Source organism: Inhella crocodyli, assembly GCF_004004565.1.
In the GTDB taxonomy this organism is placed as follows: Bacteria; Pseudomonadota; Gammaproteobacteria; order Burkholderiales; family Burkholderiaceae_C; genus Inhella; species Inhella crocodyli.
In genome coordinates this window covers 579,284-593,833 of the sequence record NZ_SACM01000001.1, presented here as the reverse complement: position 1 = coordinate 593,833, position 14,550 = coordinate 579,284, and the positions used below count along the sequence as shown (strand labels likewise).

Below are 14,550 nucleotides of genomic sequence, written 5' to 3'. Positions count from 1 at the left end.
GCTACGCTCGGCGCCATCGCTTCCTGCTGTGGCGAGTGGCCCTCTGGCCCTGCCCATGTGCCCATGCCTTCCATCACTGTGCAGCTTGAACCCCCCGACCAGCCCGAGGTGCGGGCCCTGATCGCGGCGCTGGACGCTTATCAAGACACCTTGTACCCGCCCGAGGCCCGCTATGCGCTGGACCTGAGCGCGCTGGCGCAAGCGGGGGTGCTGTTCGCGGTGGCGCGCGGGGCGGAGGGCCAGGCGCTGGGTTGTGGGGCGGTGGTGCTGTCGGGTGCGGTGGCCCCCGAGCACCCGAACGGTGACCAAGGCGAGCTGAAACGCATGTTCGTCCAGCCGGCGCAGCGCGGGCTGGGCGTGGCCGGGCGGGTGCTGGCGGCGCTGGAGGCGGCGGCCATGGCGCGCGGCTGCCGCTGGCTTCAGCTGGAAACCGGCCCCCGGCAGCCGGAGGCAATCGCCTTCTATGCGAAGCACGGTTTCGAGCGCTGCGGCGCCTTTGGCGACTATGCGGAGCACCCGCTGAGCGTGTTCATGCGCAAGGCGCTGACCGGGCCGCCGGCAGGTGGTTTATCCCCTCTTTGACCAGGAGTTCCTATGAAGCACGGGTTGTTGGCTGTTTTGGTGGTGGTGGCCTTGGGGTGGGGCGCAGCGGCGCCGCGCGCTTGGGCCGCGGAGCCGCCTGCCCCAGCGAGTGTGATGGGCGCGTGGGCCGTGGACGTGGCGCGCCTGCCCATGCCGCCTCAGGCGCGGCCGCAAAAGGTGACGATCACCTTCTCGCCCGTGGGCAGCGCCCAGGTGCGCATGCAGGTGGAGGTGGTGGACCCCGCGGGCCAGCGCCTGGTGGCCGATGGCGTGACGCCGCTGGACGGCACGCCGACGGCGGTGGCCTCGAACTTCGAGGCCGACGTGTCGGCCACGACGATGCCGCGGCCCGAGGTGCTGGTGATGCAGTTGGGCAAGAACGGCATCCCGGCCTCGACGCGCATCTACGTGGTGGCGGCCGATGGCCGCACCATGGAAGAGACGGTGGCCTACTTCGGGCCGAATGGCCAGCCGGTGATGCGGCGCAACCACTTCAGCCGGCTGCCCTGAGCCGCGCCGGCGCGGGCACTGGGTGCCCCCCGCACGGGGTTGCCGCACGGGGCGGGCACCCGCCAGGCCCCAAGGCCTTTGCGGGGTGTCCTTCGGCTCCTGGTCAGCCCGTGGGGCAAGATGCCGGGTTATGCCTAAAGTTTTTGTGAACTCCGTTCGTCCGCTGGGTGTTGTGGCCTTGGCGGCTTTGCTGATCAGCGGTTGCCAGAAGTCGGCCGACGAGGCCCCCAAGAAGCCGGGCGGCGGCGCGCCCGAGGTGGGCGTGGTGACGGTGGGCACGGCCGATGCGCCGATGGAGTTGGCGCTGCCCGGCCGCCTGAGCGCGAGCCAGGTGGCCGAGATCCGCCCGCAGGTGAGCGGCGTGGTGATGAAGCGCCTGTTCACCGAGGGCGCGCTGGTGAAGGCTGGGCAGCCCCTGTACCAACTGGACGACGCGGCGTTGGCCGCCGAGCGCGCCCGCACCGCCGCCGCGCTGCAAAAGGCCGAGGCCCAGGCGGCCGTGGCCAAGACCAAGGCGGCGCGCGATGCCGAACTGTTGAAGGCCGATGCCATCAGCCGCCAGCAGGCCGACGACAGCGCCGCCGCCTTGCTGCAAGCCCAGGCCGACGTGGCCGTGGCCCGGGCTGCGATGGACGCCGCGCAGGTGCAGTTGACCCGCGCGCGCATCGCCTCGCCCATCGCGGGGCGGGTGGACATCTCCACCGTGACCGCGGGCGCCTTGGTGACGGCCAACCAAACCCAGGCCCTGACGACGGTGCAGCAGTTGGACCCGATGCAGGTGGACATCGTGCAAAGCAGCACCGAGATGCTGACCCTGCGCCGCCAGCTGGAAGGCAAGGGCGGCAGCAAGCAAGTGAAGCTGGTGCTGGAAGACGGCACGGCCTACCCGCTGCCGGGCCAGCTGACGGTGAACGGCGTGGCCGTGGACCGCGGCACCGGCGCCGTGACCCTGCGCGCCACGGTGCCCAACCCGCAGGGCTTGCTGCTGCCCGGCATGGTGGTGACGGCCAAGCTGGTGGCCGGCGTGGACGCCGGCGCGATCTTGGTGCCGCAGCAGGGCGTGAGCCGCTCGGCCACGGGCGAGGCCACGGCCTTGGTGGTGGGCGAGGGCAACAAGGCCGAGCGCCGCCGCCTGAAGCTGGAGCGGGCCGTGGGCAACCAGTGGCTGGTGACCGAGGGCCTGAAGGTCGGCGACAAGCTGATCGTGGAAGGCCTGCAGCGCGCCCGGCCCAACCAGCCGGTGACGCCGGTGCCGGCGGGCTCGTCGCCCAAGAAGAAGGGCGAGGGCAAAGGCGAGGGCAAGGGCGACAAGGCCGGTGGGCCGGCCCCGGCGGCGCCAGCCGCGTCCGCCGCCTCGGCCGCCAAGGCGGGCTGAGCCATGGCCTCGTTTTTCATCGACCGGCCCATCTTTGCGTGGGTCATCGCCATCGTCATCATGCTGGCCGGCGCCGGCGCCATCCACAAGCTGGCGCTGGAGCGTTACCCCGACATCGCGCCGACGCGGGTGTCGATCAACACCAGCTACCCGGGCGCCTCGGCCAAGGCCATCGAGGACTCGGTGACGCAGATCGTGGAGCAGAGCCTCAAGGGCATCGACGGCCTGCTGTCCATCGAGTCGACCAGCAGCGCCACGGGCAACGCCAGCACCACGCTGACCTTCGTGGCCGGCACCGACCCCGACACCGCGCAGGTGCAGGTGCAGAACAAGGTGCAGTCCATCATCAGCCGCCTGCCGCAGGCTGTGCAGGCCCAAGGCGTGCGCGTCAACAAGTCCGGCGTGGACTTTTTGATGGTCATGATGTTGACCAGCGAGGACCCGAGCGTGACCTCGGGCGACCTGGGCGACTACCTGAACTCGACCCTGGTGGACATCATCAGCCGCGTGGAAGGCGTGGGCGACGTGAACGTGTTCGGCTCGGGCTACGCCATGCGCATTTGGTTGGACCCGCTGCAACTGCAGCGCTACAACCTGGTGCCGGGCGACATCCGCACGGCGCTGCTGCAGCAAAACACCGAGGTCTCGGCGGGTCAGATCGGGGCGCTGCCGGCGCCCGCCGGGCAGCGGCTGACGGCCATCATCACGGCGCGCTCCAAGCTCACCACGGCCCAGGAATTCAAGAACGTCATCCTGCGCGTGCAGCCCGATGGCTCGGCCCTTCGCTTGGGGCAAGTGGCCCGCGTGGAGTTGGGGCGCGACAGCTACACGACCAACGTGCGCTCCAGCGGCACCACGGCGGCCGGCATGGCCATCTTCCCGGCCAGCGGCGCCAACGCGCTGGCCACGGGCGACGCGGTGAAGGCCAAGCTCAAGGAGCTGGAGCCCTTCTTCCCGCCGGGCTACAAGGCCACGGTCACTTTCGACACGACGCCCTTCATCAGCGTGTCGATCAAGGGCGTGGTGCAAACGCTGATCGAGGCCATCGTGCTGGTGGTGGCCATCATGTACCTGTTCATGCAGAACCTGCGGGCCACGCTGATCCCGGCGATTGCCGTGCCGGTGGTGCTGCTGGGCACCTTCGGCGTGCTGTCGGTGGCGGGGTTCTCGATCAACTCGCTGACCATGTTCGGCCTGGTGCTGGCGATTGGCCTTTTGGTGGACGACGCCATCGTGGTGGTGGAAAACGTCGAACGCCTGATGCGCGAGGAGGGCCTGTCGCCCAAGGAGGCCACGCGCAAGAGCATGAAGGAGATCACCGGCGCGTTGGTGGGCATTGCCGTCGTGCTGTCGGCGGTGTTCATCCCCATGGCCTTCTTCGGGGGCTCGACCGGCATCATTTACCGGCAGTTCAGCATCACGGTGGTGAGCGCCATGGTGCTGTCGGTGCTGGTGGCGATGACCCTGTCGCCGGCGCTGTGCGCCACGGTGCTCAAGCCGGTGGGCAAGGGCGAGCACGCCACGCACACCGGGCTGCTGGGCAAGCCGCTGAACTGGTTCTTCGGCGGCTTCAACCGCGGCTTTGACCGCTTCACCGAGCGCTACGTGCGCCAGGTGCAGTGGTTGACGAGCCGTGGGGTGCGCAGCTTCGCCGTGTACCTGCTGGTGATCGGCGGCATGGCCTGGATGTACAAGAGCCTGCCCACCTCCTTCCTGCCCGACGAAGACCAAGGCGGCTTGCAGATCCAGGTGCGCATGGCGCCGGGCGCCACCAACGAGCGCCTGGAAGCGGTGATGCAGCAGCTGGAGGCCTACCTGGCCGACCAGAAGGAAGTGATGTTCTACAACGTGGTGCGCGGCGCGGGCGGCGACCAGGGTTCGGGCCAAGGCTTCATCCGCCTGACCGACTGGAAAGACCGCCCCCGGCCCGAGCAAAGCGCGGCGGCCTTGTCCGAGCGCTTCTCGCGCGAGCTGGGCCGCCGGGTGCGCGACGCCAACATCTTCATCGTCATGCCCCCGACCGTGCGCGGCCTGGGTGGCAGCGCCGGCATCCAGCTCTTCCTGCAAGACCTGGGGGGCCTGGGGCAAGACAAGCTGATCGAGGCGCGCGAGCAACTCATCGAGCTGGCCAACCAGCGCCCGGAGCTCAGCCGCACGCGCACCAACAGCCTGACCGAGACGCCGCAGTTGCAGATCCGCATCGACGACCACAAGGCCGGCGTTCTGGGCGTGTCGCCCAGCGTCATCAACGAAACCATGTCCATCGCGCTGGGGGGGGCCTACGTCAACGATTTCATCGACCGCGGCCGGGTCAAGCGCGTGCTGGTGCAAGGGGAGGGCGCCTTCCGGGCCGACCCCGAGGCCATTCAGCGCTGGTTTGTTCGCAACAACAGCGGCCAGATGGTGTCGTTCGCGGCCTTCGCCACGAGCAGCTGGATCAACGGCCCGCGCCAACTGGTGCGCTACAACGGCAGTTCGGCCTACGAGATCCAGTCCGACGTGCCGCCGGGTGTGAGCTCGGGCGCGGCGATGAAGGCCATGGAAGAGGTGCTGCGCGAGATGCCCCCGGGCATCGGCTACGAGTGGTCGGGCCGCTCGTACCAGGAGCGCCTGAGCGGCGACCAGGCCCCGCTGCTGTACGCGGTGTCGGTGCTGTTCATCTTCCTGTGCTTGGCGGCGCTGTACGAAAGCTGGTCGGTGCCCTTCAGCGTGATGCTGGTGGTGCCCCTGGGCATTTTTGGTGCGCTCGTCGCCAGCCATTTGGGCGGGCAGAACAACGACGTGTTCTTCCAGGTGGGCTTGCTCACGACGGTGGGCCTGTCGGCCAAGAACGCGATCTTGATCGTGGAGTTCGCACAGTCCCTGATGGACCAGGGCATGGGCCTGCTGGAGGCGACCCTGAAGGCCAGCCGGCAGCGCCTGCGGCCCATCCTGATGACCTCGCTCGCCTTCATGATGGGCGTGTTGCCCCTGGCCTACGCCAGCGGCGCGGGCTCGGGGTCGCAAAAGGCCATCGGCTTTGGCGTGCTGGGCGGCATGGCCAGCGCCACGGCCCTGGGCATCTTCTTCGTGCCCCTGTTCTACCTCTGGGTCAAGCAGCGCTTGGCCCGCCAGCCGGAGGCCCAGGCATGAAGGCCAGGATCACCTGGGTGGTGCTGGCCACCGCCGTCTTGAGCGGCACCCTGGCCGGTTGCGGCAGCCTGGTGCCGGCCCGCGAGGCCGACACGGTGCGCTTGCGCGACGACTTCCGCCTGGACGCGCCCTTGTCGGCCGCGACGGGCGCCGAGGCGGGCAGCGAATGGGACGCCTTCTTCACCGAGCCGCGGTTGCGGCAGGTGGTGGGTCTGGCCTTGCAGCACAACCGCAGCCTGCGCGCCAGCGCCGCGGCGGTGGAGCGGGTGCGGGCGCAGTACGCCATCACCCAGGCCGACCGCATTCCCGACCTGGACGCCAGCACCAGCGCCACGCGCCAGCGTGTGGCGGGCAACACCGCCACGACTTACGCGGTGAGCGTGGGCTTGGCGCGGTACGAGATCGACTTGTTCGACCGCTTGGGCAGCTTGCAAGGCGCGGCCTTGGTGCGCTTCTTGGGCCAGCAAGAGACCCAGGCCGCGGCGCGCCTGAGCCTGGTGGCCGAGGTGAGCAACGCCTGGCTGGCCTTGGCGGCCGAGCAGCAGCGTCTGCGCTTGGCCGAGGCCTTGCGCGACAGCCAGCAGCGCAGCCTGGACCTGACCGAGCAGCAGTACCGCTTGGGGGCGGTCTCCGGGCTGGTGCGCGCCCGCGCACAAACCGCCTTCGAGGCGGCCCGGGGCGAAGCGGCACGCAGCCGCGCCGCGGTGACGCAGGCGCGCTTGCAGCTGGAGCTGCTGGCGGGCCAGCCCCTGGACGAGACGCTGCTGCCCCAGGTGGGCGACGACCCGATGCTGGCGCCGGCGGCCGTGACGGCCCTGCCCAGCGTGCCGGCCGGCTTGCCGTCCAGCGTGCTGCTGCAGCGGCCCGACGTGCGCGCCGCCGAGCAGCAACTGCAAGCGGCCGCGTTCGACGTGGGCGCTGCCCGCGCCGCCCGCTTCCCGCGCCTGAGCCTGACCGCCACCGTGGGCACCCGCAGCCCGGAGCTCGATGGCCTGTTCAAGAGCGGCACGGGCTTCTGGAGCCTGGTGCCACAGCTGGACCTGCCGCTGTTCGACGGCGGCGCCCGGGCCGCCCAGGTGGCGGTGACCCAGGCCAGCCGGCAGCAGGCCATCGCCAACTACGAGGGCGTGCTGCAAACCGCCTTCCGCGAGGTGGCCGATGCCCTGGCCGTGCGCGACAGCCTGGCCGAGCGCTTGGCCGCGGGCACCGCCCAGGTGCAATCCGCCCAGCGCAGCCTGACGCTGGCCGAGGCCAGCTACCGGCTGGGGGCCTCCAGCCAGTTGGAATGGCTGGACGCCCAGCGCCAACTCAGCACGGCCCAACAGGCCTTGGTGACGCTGCGGCAGGCCGAGCAGGCCAACCGCGTGGCCTTGCTGCGGGCCTTGGGCGGGCGCTGGGACGCAGGCGGCCCCACGCCCTGACGGTGATCAAGCGCCGCAGCAGCCCAGCACGCGGCGGATGAAGGGGGCCTTGGCCGTGGTGTAAGCGGCCTTGTCCTGGGCGTGCCGCTGGGCCAGCGCCTGCTTGAGCTCGCCATAGGCCTGGGCCAAGGCGGCCTGCCGGCGCAGGGCGTCGCGAAACGCGAGGTGCTCGCGCCACAGGGTGCCGCCGACGACCACGCCGTGCAGGTGCACCCGCAGGCCTGGGTCTTCGGGGCGCACGAAGTAACGGCGGTCGGGCACCTCGGTCTCGTAGGCCGGCCGGTACGCGAAGCCCAGGGCCCGCAGGGCATCCACGCTCGCACTTGCGGCATCCAGCGCCGGCAGGCCCCAGAGCAGGTCCAGCACCGGCTTGGCACACAGGCCCGGCACCGCCGTGCTGCCGATGTGCTCGAAGCGCCCCAACGCCGCCGGGATCACGGCCTGCAACTCGGCCACGACGGCGCGGGCCTGGTCGGGCCAGGAGGGGTCGGCGGGCAGGATTTGCACCCCACCGGGTTGGGCGTGCGGCATGGGAGGGGCGTTCTCGAAGCGGGCTTCGCTCGATTGTCGGGTGCCGTTCAGCCGGCGCAGCGTGCCGTTGGGCGACTGAATGTGTGGCATCTCACCCATTTGCGGGGCCGGTGTTGGGGATGACACCGATGGGGGGGCGTCATAGTGGATGCACAGTGCCAAAAGTTACAGATTCGCCCCGCCGGCTGGCCCGATCGGCTGGCGGGCGGGGCGCCGCTTTCACTCCACGCAACGAACGAGAAGGGACGACAACGATGCGAATCCAAAAGACTTCCGCGCGCCTGCTGCTGCCAGTCAGCTTGGCGGTGCTGGCCGGCTGTTCCTCCATGAGCAGCCACGACAAGCACGCCTCGGCGGTGCAGTCCACGGCGTCGACGGGGGGGCTGCCGGCTGCCTTGGCCCAGCACGAGGCCTCGGTCACGACCGACGAGGGCCGCAAGGGCCTGCTGTTCAACCTGGAACGGGGCGAGTTGCTGTACCTGAACAAGCGCTACGCAGACAGCATCGATGCCTTGACGACGGCCGACGTGAAGGTCAAGGAGTGGGAGGAGACCGCCAAGACCAACCCGAGCAAGCTCTTGGGCACGGTCGGCGCTGCCTTGATCAGCGAGCGGTTGAAGGTGTACGAGGGCCAGGACTACGAGAAGGTGTTCCTGACCACCCGTTTGGCCGTGAACCGTTTGACCTTGGGCGACCTGCAAGGGGCGCGGGTGGACATCAAGCGCACCCACGAGCGCGAGGCCGTGATCGCCGAGTTCCGCTCGAAGGAGACCGCCAAGGCCGAAGAAGAGGCCAAGAGCAAAGGCGCCACCACCAGCGGACAGTCGCTCAACGGCTACCCGGTGGAGACGCTGAACGACCCCGAGGTGCTGTCGCTCAAGAACGGCTACCAGAACGCGCTGAGCCACTACTTGAGTGGCTGGGTCTACGAGGTGCTGAACGAAAGCGGCCTGGCGGCGCCGGGCTACCGCAAGGCCATTGAATTGCGGCCGGGCTCGCCGATGTTGGAAGAGGGCCTGCGTGGCCTGGACCAACGCACCAGCTTCACCCACAAACTGCGCCAGCGCAAGACCGACGTCCTGTTCTTGGTCGAGGCGGGTGACGCCCCCGCCCGCGTGTCGCAGGCCTTCACGCTGCCAGTGCCCGTGGGCACCTCGGTGCGTGCGGTGTCCATCAGCTACCCGGTCATCCGACCCAGCACCGACCCGATCCTGGGCGCCGTGCAAGCGGGCGGGCAGCAGCTGAGCTTGGACCGCGTGGTGGACCTGAACGTCATGGCCCGCCGCGTCCTCAAGGACGAGATGCCCGGGATGATCTTCCGCAACTTCACCCGCGCCGTGGCCAAGGGCGTGATGCAGAACGAGTTGGAGAAGCGCGCCGGCATGTTCGGCGCCCTGGTCGGCATGGTCGCCTCGGCGGCCACCGAGCAGGCCGACGACCGCATGTGGCGCATGCTGCCCGGCCGCATCTACGTGGCCCGTGGCTACATGGAGCCGGGCGAGCACATGGTGACGATCGACGGTCGCAGCATTGGCACGCCCATCAAGGTGGATGGCCAGTACGCATTGGTGCCGCTGCGCCTCTACGGCAACCAAGTGGTGGTTGGCCAGGTGTCGCAGTTCGGCCAGCTGCCGGCGGTGGCCCAGCCGGTTGCACAATCGGCAGCGCCGGCGCCCGAGGCCAAGCCCCAGGCCCCGGCCGCGACCAGCAAGGTCAGCGCACCGGCCAAGCCGGCGCCCGCGAAGAAGGCGCCGACCTTGCCGGAGTTGAAGGGGAGCCAGCCCGCGCCGGCTTCCAAGGGTGGGCTTTGACACGTGAAGAGGTTGAACATGAAAACATTTCCTTGGGTTCGCACGGCCGCCACGGCCGTGACCGCCGCGGCCGCGCTGGCCATGGCCCAACCCGTTTGGGCCGCCGACGACACCACGTCGCCGGCGATCGCGGCCAAGCTGGCCCTGCGCGGTGAGCCGCAGGGCATCAAAGTGGCCGAGGTGCGCATGCAGCGCAAGGCCGACGTGCTGGTGGTGCAGGCCGACTTCCTGAACACCAAGAACCAGAACCGCACCGTGTTCTACCGCTTCCGCTGGCTGGACGCCGACGGCAACGTGGTCGGTGACGGCGAAAGCTGGAAGCAGTTGCAGGTCTACGGCCAGCAGACGCAGACGATCAAGGGTGTGGCCGCGCACAGCTCCGTGGTCGACTTCCGGATCGAGATGAACGTCGAGAAGAATTGAATCAACAGGAGAAGTTCGCGTGACTCACAAACAGTCCTATTCCCGCCGCTCGCTGATGCTGGGCCTGGTGGCCACCGCCGCGGTGGCCGGTTGCCAAACCCCGGTGTCGTCGCCCGTGGTGCGCTTGCAGCGCCAGGTCAACTACGGTGACAACAAGGCCACCGAGCTGGTGACCAACGAATTCGGCTCCACCGACCTGCAGATGATTGCCGAGAAGATGGTCGGCAGCCTGCTCGAGTCGGGCATCTTCCAAGGCCGCCCGACGGTGACGATCTCGCAGGTCAAGAACAAGACCAGCGAGTACATCGACACCACCAACGTCATGAACTCGATCCAGACGCAGCTGGTCAAGTCCGGCAAGGTGCGTTTCACCCGCTCGATCCAAGAGATGCAGCAGGGCGTGGACGAACTGAACCGCCAAGCGCAAAGCGGCCTGTACAAGCAGGGCACGGCGGCCAAGGTGGGCGGCATGACGGCCGCGAAGTACATGCTCGAAGGCGAACTGACCTCGATCGTCAAGCAAAACGCCAACACCAAGGACGTGTTCTACAAGTTCACGCTGAAGATGTTCGACGTGAGCGAAGGCACGATCGAGTGGGCGGAAGAGAAAGAAATCCGCAAGACCACCAAGCGCTGAGGGATGGCCATGAATCAATTTTTCAAAGGCGCGTTGGCCTCGGTCTCGGCGCTGCTGCTGTGCCAGGCCGCCTGGGCCCAGCCGGCGCCGGGCAGCAAGCCCCCGCCCAGCGTGGTCGTCACCGACTTGGCCTACACCCGCGAGGTGGCCCAGTACTTCGAAGTGGCCACGGCCAAGTCGAGCGGTGGCGTGTCGGCCAACCAGCACGGCATCGTCGGCACCCACCAGAGCTCGGGCACCTACGTGGCGGGCACCTACAACTACGTGGAACAGCGCGAGTTGGGGAGCTTCTCGAACGACATCAAGGGCGCGATCCTCAAGGGCGGCGCACTGCGCCTGATCCAGGGCAAGCGCTTTGACGCCGGGGCCCCGCAGCTGACCAAGGCCGAGCAGGTGCTGAACCAGGTGCAGACGGGCAAGATGGCCGCGCCGCCGGCCCGCCAGCCCGAGGTCCACGACATCGTGGCGCGCATCAAGAAGGGCGAGTTCAACGGCGCCGACTACGTGCTGTTCGGCACCTTGAGCAGCCTGCAGTTCCGCGACTCGCTGTCGCCGCTTCAAGGCACCAACAGCCTGACGCACCAGTTCACGCTGGACTTGGTGGCCGACTTCTCGCTGATCAGCACGAAGACCTTCGAGATCCGCGCGTCGTTCTCGGCGCAAGGCGCTGGGGGGGACACCAAGCTGATCTCCAGCCGGGGTGACGTGATGCCGCCCAATCGCGGCAAGGTGATCCGCGAGACCTCGCAGTCGTTGGCCGCCAGCGTGTACCAGCAACTGGCCGACCAGGTCGGTTTGGAACTGCCCGAGGCCCCGGCCGCCGAGCGCCAAGCCCCGGCACGCCAGGCCCCGCGCTCTGAGACGACGATCCTGCGCTGATCGCGATTTCGTCGACCCCCGGCCGAGCCACGCTCCTTCTTTGGGGAGCGTGGCTCGGCCTGTTTCTGGGCGCCTGCACGGCCGCGCGCGGCGCGGAGCCGGCGGCGTGGCCCGACCCGCCGGCGGTGGCGCGCGTCTGGCAAGTCCCCGCCGAGGCGGGCGGCCCCGAGTCCTATCGGCTGCTGATCGTGCCGGGCAGTGGCTGCCCGGCCGTGCTGCGCGCCAGCGGCGATCGCTGGCGGCTGGCCTTCCCAGGGGCCAGCGTCTGGGTGCTGCAAAAGCCCTGGCTGGACCCGAGTGGGGAATGCGCGCCCGAGTTTGCAGCGCGCGATCGCCTCTCGCATTGGCAGCAGGCCGCCCTGGCGGCGATGCCGGGCCTGCCGGGGGACGAGCGGCCGTGGGTGGTGTTGGCCTTGTCGGAAGGGGCGGAGATCGCGCCGGCCCTGGTGGAGGCCCTGCCGGGGGCCATGGCCCTGCTCACCGTGGGCGCCAGTGGGCGCGATCCGGCCGATGTCGCTGAGCTTTTGTACGGCCAAGACCCAGGCTGGCAGCGCTTGCGCCGGCAGGCCCAGGGCCCGGGCGACGATCGGCTGATCGTCGACGGCCGCAGCTTGGGCTACTGGCGCGACCTGCTGGCGTGGCGTGTGGAGCCTGCGCTGCGAGGCATGCGGCAGCCGTGGGTGCGGGTGTGGGGCGATGACGACGAGCTCATTCCTGCCGAGGCCTATGCGCCCAGCGCCCTGGGCAGCGCCCGCCACGCCGGCCTGCGTTGCGACTGGCCGGTGCCGGGGGGCGATCACGCGCTGCAGGGACCGCGGGGCGATGGGTTCTTGGCCTTGGGCCGTTGGCTGCTGGCGCGCGTGCGCGAGGGCGGGGTTTGGCGTTGCGATCGCTGAAGCCACCGGGGGCCGGCAGCGGCGGACCGGGCGCGCATTGCGGGGAAGCGAGGGCAGGGGACGCTGCAATCTGTGCTACGGTTCCTGCACTTCCCCTCACCCCACTGCCTCCTGGGAGACGCTGATGAAGGTCGCCGACATCCTCAAGGTCAAGGGCAACACCCTGTTCACCGTGGCCCCCGAAACGCCTTTGGCCGAGGCCGTGGCCACGATGTCCAAGTTGGACATTGGCTCGCTGGTGGTCATCGAGTTGGGCGACGTGGTGGGCATGCTGACCTTCCGCGAGGTCATCAATGCCGTGGTGGCCAACGGCGGGCAGGTGGGCGATCGCCAAGTCCGCTCGGTCATGGACGACCACCCGCTGACCTGTACGCCCGAGACCGAGATCGACGAGGTGCGTCGCATGATGCTCGGCCGCCATGCGCGCTACATGCCGGCCTTGAACGGCAAGACCCTGATGGGCGTGATCTCGTTCTACGACGTGGCCAAGGCCGTGGTCGACGCGCAAGACTTCGAGAACAAGATGCTCAAGGCCTACATCCGCGATTGGCCCGTCGAGGAAGAGGGCGACGCCAAGTCGGGCTGACGGCCCCCGTTCCCAACAACAAGGCCCCTCGCGAGGGGCCTTGTTGTTGGTGGACCGCTCAGGCTTTGGGCTGCGCCTCGCGCAGCCGCGCCAGCAGCGGCGCGTTGAGCTCGCGCGTGTGCGCGTTCCACTTGCGCTGCTGTTGCTCCAGCTCGGCGTGCCAGGTGTCGGCGTCGTTGGCGAAGGGCCCTTGCAGGCACTGCTCGTAGGTGGCCGCGGCCTCGTCGAGCTGGTCGGCGGCCAGCAGGGCCGCGGCCAGTCGCATCTGGTTCTGGGCCGTGGGCGTCTCTTCCAGCGCGGCGCGGGCCTCGCGCAGCTCGCGGCCGGGATCCAGCGCACGGCCCACGGCGCGCAGGGTGCGGTTGGCCTGGCGGTGCAGCCGGCCGTGCGGCAGGTAGATGGTCAACAGGTAGACCACCGAACCCAGCATGGGGAAGCTGAACAGGATGAACAGCCAGTAGGTTTGCTGGCCGCTGCGCACGGCATGGATGGCGCAAAAGATGGCCGATGCGAAATGCAGGCCAATTCCGATGAAAGGCATGTTCTGGGCTCCCTGGTGCCTTGGTGTTTCGAGCGAGCCGGCATTCTCCGGGCGACGAGGGTGGGCTTCCTAGAATGGCGGCTCTCTTCGGGCTCAGGGTTTTTCATGGCGGGCAGCACTTTCGGCAACTGGTTTGCCGTCACCAATTTCGGCGAAAGCCACGGCCCGGCCATTGGCTGCGTCATCGACGGCTGCCCCCCGGGCTTGGCCCTGAGCGAAGCCGACATCCAGGGCGACCTGGACCGCCGCCGCCCCGGCACCAGCCGCCACGTCACCCAGCGCCAAGAGCCCGACGCGGTCGAGATCCTGTCCGGCGTCTACGAGGGCGTGACCACCGGCACGCCCATCGCGCTCTTGATCCGCAACGTGGACCAGCGCAGCAAGGACTACGGCAACCTGCTGGACACCTTCCGCCCCGGCCACGCCGACTACCCCTACTGGCGCAAGTACGGCCTGCGCGACCCGCGCGGCGGCGGGCGCAGCAGCGCGCGCCTCACCGCCCCCATGGTGGCCGCTGGCGCCGTGGCCAAGAAGTGGCTGGCCGAGCACCATGGCATCCGGGTGCGCGGCTGCATGACGGCCCTGGGCGCCACGCCCATCGCCACCGACGACTGGAGCCAGGTGCGGCACAACCCCTTCTTTGCCGCCACGGCCCAGGGCATCGACGCCCTGGAGGTCCAAATGGACGCGCTGCGCAAGAGTGGGGACTCGGTGGGCGCCAAGTTGCGCGTGGAGGCCAGCGGCCTGCCACCGGGCTGGGGCGCGCCGCTGTTCGACAAGCTGGACGCCCAGATCGCCTACGCCATGATGGGCATCAACGCCGTGAAGGGCGTGGAGATCGGCGACGGCTTCGGCGTGGTGGCGCAAACCGGGAGCGAGCACGGCGACGAGCTGCACCCCGAGGGCTTCGCCAGCAACCACAGCGGCGGCGTGCTGGGCGGCTTGAGCACCGGGCAGGACCTGGTGGTGCACATCGCCATCAAGCCCACCAGCTCGATCCGCCTGGAAAAGGCCAGCATCGACCGCGCGGGCCAGCCCACCACGGTGGTGACCCATGGCCGGCACGACCCCTGCGTGGGCATCCGCGCCACGCCCATTGCCGAGGCCATGCTGGCCTTGGTGCTGATGGACGCCGCCTTGCAGCACCGCGCGCAGTGCGGCGACGTGCACATCGACACACCGCCTGTCCCCGGACAGCGGTAGTCTGATCCGCGCGGGGTGCAGTT

At 69.3% G+C, this 14,550-nt stretch carries 14 protein-coding genes; 12 read left to right on the top strand and 2 right to left on the bottom strand.

Annotated elements, in window-relative coordinates; genetic code table 11:
• Positions 1-63: 63 nt before the first annotated feature.
• The 5 genes from EOD73_RS02745 to EOD73_RS02725 all read left to right on the top strand — a co-directional run bounded on the left by EOD73_RS02745 (position 64) and on the right by EOD73_RS02725 (position 7,020).
• The gene (locus EOD73_RS02745; protein WP_205702402.1) at positions 64-582 is read left to right on the top strand and encodes a GNAT family N-acetyltransferase; all 519 of its coding nucleotides are present in this window, start codon (positions 64-66) and stop codon (positions 580-582) included.
• A 12-nt stretch (positions 583-594) separates the two neighbouring features.
• Positions 595-1,092: a hypothetical protein gene (locus EOD73_RS02740; protein WP_205702401.1), complete on the top strand. Its 498-nt coding sequence runs from the start codon at positions 595-597 to the stop codon at positions 1,090-1,092.
• A 130-nt stretch (positions 1,093-1,222) separates the two neighbouring features.
• Positions 1,223-2,467, top strand: a complete 1,245-nt coding sequence (locus EOD73_RS02735) for an efflux RND transporter periplasmic adaptor subunit (RefSeq protein WP_127680637.1) — start codon at positions 1,223-1,225, stop codon at positions 2,465-2,467.
• Between the two features lie 3 nt (positions 2,468-2,470).
• Positions 2,471-5,599 (top strand): efflux RND transporter permease subunit, encoded by a 3,129-nt coding sequence (locus EOD73_RS02730; protein WP_127680635.1) that lies wholly within the window; start codon positions 2,471-2,473, stop codon positions 5,597-5,599.
• Positions 5,596-7,020 (top strand): efflux transporter outer membrane subunit, encoded by a 1,425-nt coding sequence (locus EOD73_RS02725; RefSeq protein WP_127680633.1) that lies wholly within the window; start codon positions 5,596-5,598, stop codon positions 7,018-7,020. Before EOD73_RS02730 ends, EOD73_RS02725 begins: the two co-directional genes overlap by 4 nt.
• Positions 7,021-7,026: 6 nt before the next feature.
• Here the strand turns inward: EOD73_RS02725 and EOD73_RS02720 are convergent, their stop codons facing one another.
• A complete protein-coding gene (locus tag EOD73_RS02720; RefSeq protein ID WP_164845929.1) occupies positions 7,027-7,641 on the bottom strand; it encodes a GrpB family protein in 615 nt (204 codons plus the stop codon).
• Between the two features lie 236 nt (positions 7,642-7,877).
• Between EOD73_RS02720 and EOD73_RS02715 the strand changes: the two genes are divergently transcribed.
• The 6 genes from EOD73_RS02715 to EOD73_RS02690 all read left to right on the top strand — a co-directional run bounded on the left by EOD73_RS02715 (position 7,878) and on the right by EOD73_RS02690 (position 12,783).
• Positions 7,878-9,362 (top strand): COG3014 family protein, encoded by a 1,485-nt coding sequence (locus EOD73_RS02715; RefSeq protein ID WP_164845928.1) that lies wholly within the window; start codon positions 7,878-7,880, stop codon positions 9,360-9,362.
• Between the two features lie 18 nt (positions 9,363-9,380).
• Positions 9,381-9,785, top strand: coding sequence for a YcfL family putative periplasmic lipoprotein (locus EOD73_RS02710; protein WP_127680627.1), 405 nt, complete (start codon positions 9,381-9,383; stop codon positions 9,783-9,785).
• A 55-nt stretch (positions 9,786-9,840) separates the two neighbouring features.
• Complete coding sequence (gene lpoB / locus EOD73_RS02705; protein ID WP_127682380.1) at positions 9,841-10,422, top strand: penicillin-binding protein activator LpoB; 582 nt, start codon at positions 9,841-9,843, stop codon at positions 10,420-10,422.
• Positions 10,423-10,425: 3 nt separating this feature from the next.
• Positions 10,426-11,301 (top strand): hypothetical protein, encoded by an 876-nt coding sequence (locus EOD73_RS02700; protein ID WP_164845927.1) that lies wholly within the window; start codon positions 10,426-10,428, stop codon positions 11,299-11,301.
• A 125-nt stretch (positions 11,302-11,426) separates the two neighbouring features.
• Positions 11,427-12,197 carry a hypothetical protein gene (locus EOD73_RS02695; RefSeq protein ID WP_127680623.1) on the top strand — a complete coding sequence of 257 codons (771 nt, stop codon included), beginning with the start codon at positions 11,427-11,429 and terminating at the stop codon, positions 12,195-12,197.
• A 124-nt stretch (positions 12,198-12,321) separates the two neighbouring features.
• The gene (locus EOD73_RS02690) at positions 12,322-12,783 is read left to right on the top strand and encodes a CBS domain-containing protein (protein ID WP_127680621.1); all 462 of its coding nucleotides are present in this window, start codon (positions 12,322-12,324) and stop codon (positions 12,781-12,783) included.
• 58 nt (positions 12,784-12,841) lie between these two features.
• Here the strand turns inward: EOD73_RS02690 and EOD73_RS02685 are convergent, their stop codons facing one another.
• Complete coding sequence (locus EOD73_RS02685; RefSeq protein WP_127680619.1) at positions 12,842-13,324, bottom strand: hypothetical protein; 483 nt, start codon at positions 13,322-13,324, stop codon at positions 12,842-12,844.
• A 105-nt stretch (positions 13,325-13,429) separates the two neighbouring features.
• Here EOD73_RS02685 and aroC point away from each other — a divergent pair, with 105 nt between their 5' ends.
• Entirely contained in the window at positions 13,430-14,527 is a 1,098-nt protein-coding gene (gene aroC / locus EOD73_RS02680) for a chorismate synthase (RefSeq protein ID WP_127680617.1), read from the top strand.
• Positions 14,528-14,550 lie beyond the last annotated feature (23 nt).

Excerpts from the sequence above, each read along its gene's own strand:
- EOD73_RS02745 (WP_205702402.1), top strand. The coding sequence starts at position 64 with ATGCCTTCCATCACTGTGCAGCTTGAACCCCCCGACCAGCCCGAGGTG.
- EOD73_RS02740 (WP_205702401.1), top strand. The coding sequence starts at position 595 with ATGAAGCACGGGTTGTTGGCTGTTTTGGTGGTGGTGGCCTTGGGGTGG.
- EOD73_RS02735 (WP_127680637.1), top strand. The coding sequence starts at position 1,223 with ATGCCTAAAGTTTTTGTGAACTCCGTTCGTCCGCTGGGTGTTGTGGCC.
- EOD73_RS02730 (WP_127680635.1), top strand. The coding sequence starts at position 2,471 with ATGGCCTCGTTTTTCATCGACCGGCCCATCTTTGCGTGGGTCATCGCC.
- EOD73_RS02725 (WP_127680633.1), top strand. The coding sequence starts at position 5,596 with ATGAAGGCCAGGATCACCTGGGTGGTGCTGGCCACCGCCGTCTTGAGC.
- EOD73_RS02720 (WP_164845929.1), bottom strand. The coding sequence starts at position 7,641 with ATGCCACACATTCAGTCGCCCAACGGCACGCTGCGCCGGCTGAACGGC.
- EOD73_RS02715 (WP_164845928.1), top strand. The coding sequence starts at position 7,878 with ATGAGCAGCCACGACAAGCACGCCTCGGCGGTGCAGTCCACGGCGTCG.
- EOD73_RS02710 (WP_127680627.1), top strand. The coding sequence starts at position 9,381 with ATGAAAACATTTCCTTGGGTTCGCACGGCCGCCACGGCCGTGACCGCC.
- lpoB (WP_127682380.1), top strand. The coding sequence starts at position 9,841 with ATGCTGGGCCTGGTGGCCACCGCCGCGGTGGCCGGTTGCCAAACCCCG.
- EOD73_RS02700 (WP_164845927.1), top strand. The coding sequence starts at position 10,426 with ATGGCCATGAATCAATTTTTCAAAGGCGCGTTGGCCTCGGTCTCGGCG.
- EOD73_RS02690 (WP_127680621.1), top strand. The coding sequence starts at position 12,322 with ATGAAGGTCGCCGACATCCTCAAGGTCAAGGGCAACACCCTGTTCACC.
- EOD73_RS02685 (WP_127680619.1), bottom strand. The coding sequence starts at position 13,324 with ATGCCTTTCATCGGAATTGGCCTGCATTTCGCATCGGCCATCTTTTGC.
- aroC (WP_127680617.1), top strand. The coding sequence starts at position 13,430 with ATGGCGGGCAGCACTTTCGGCAACTGGTTTGCCGTCACCAATTTCGGC.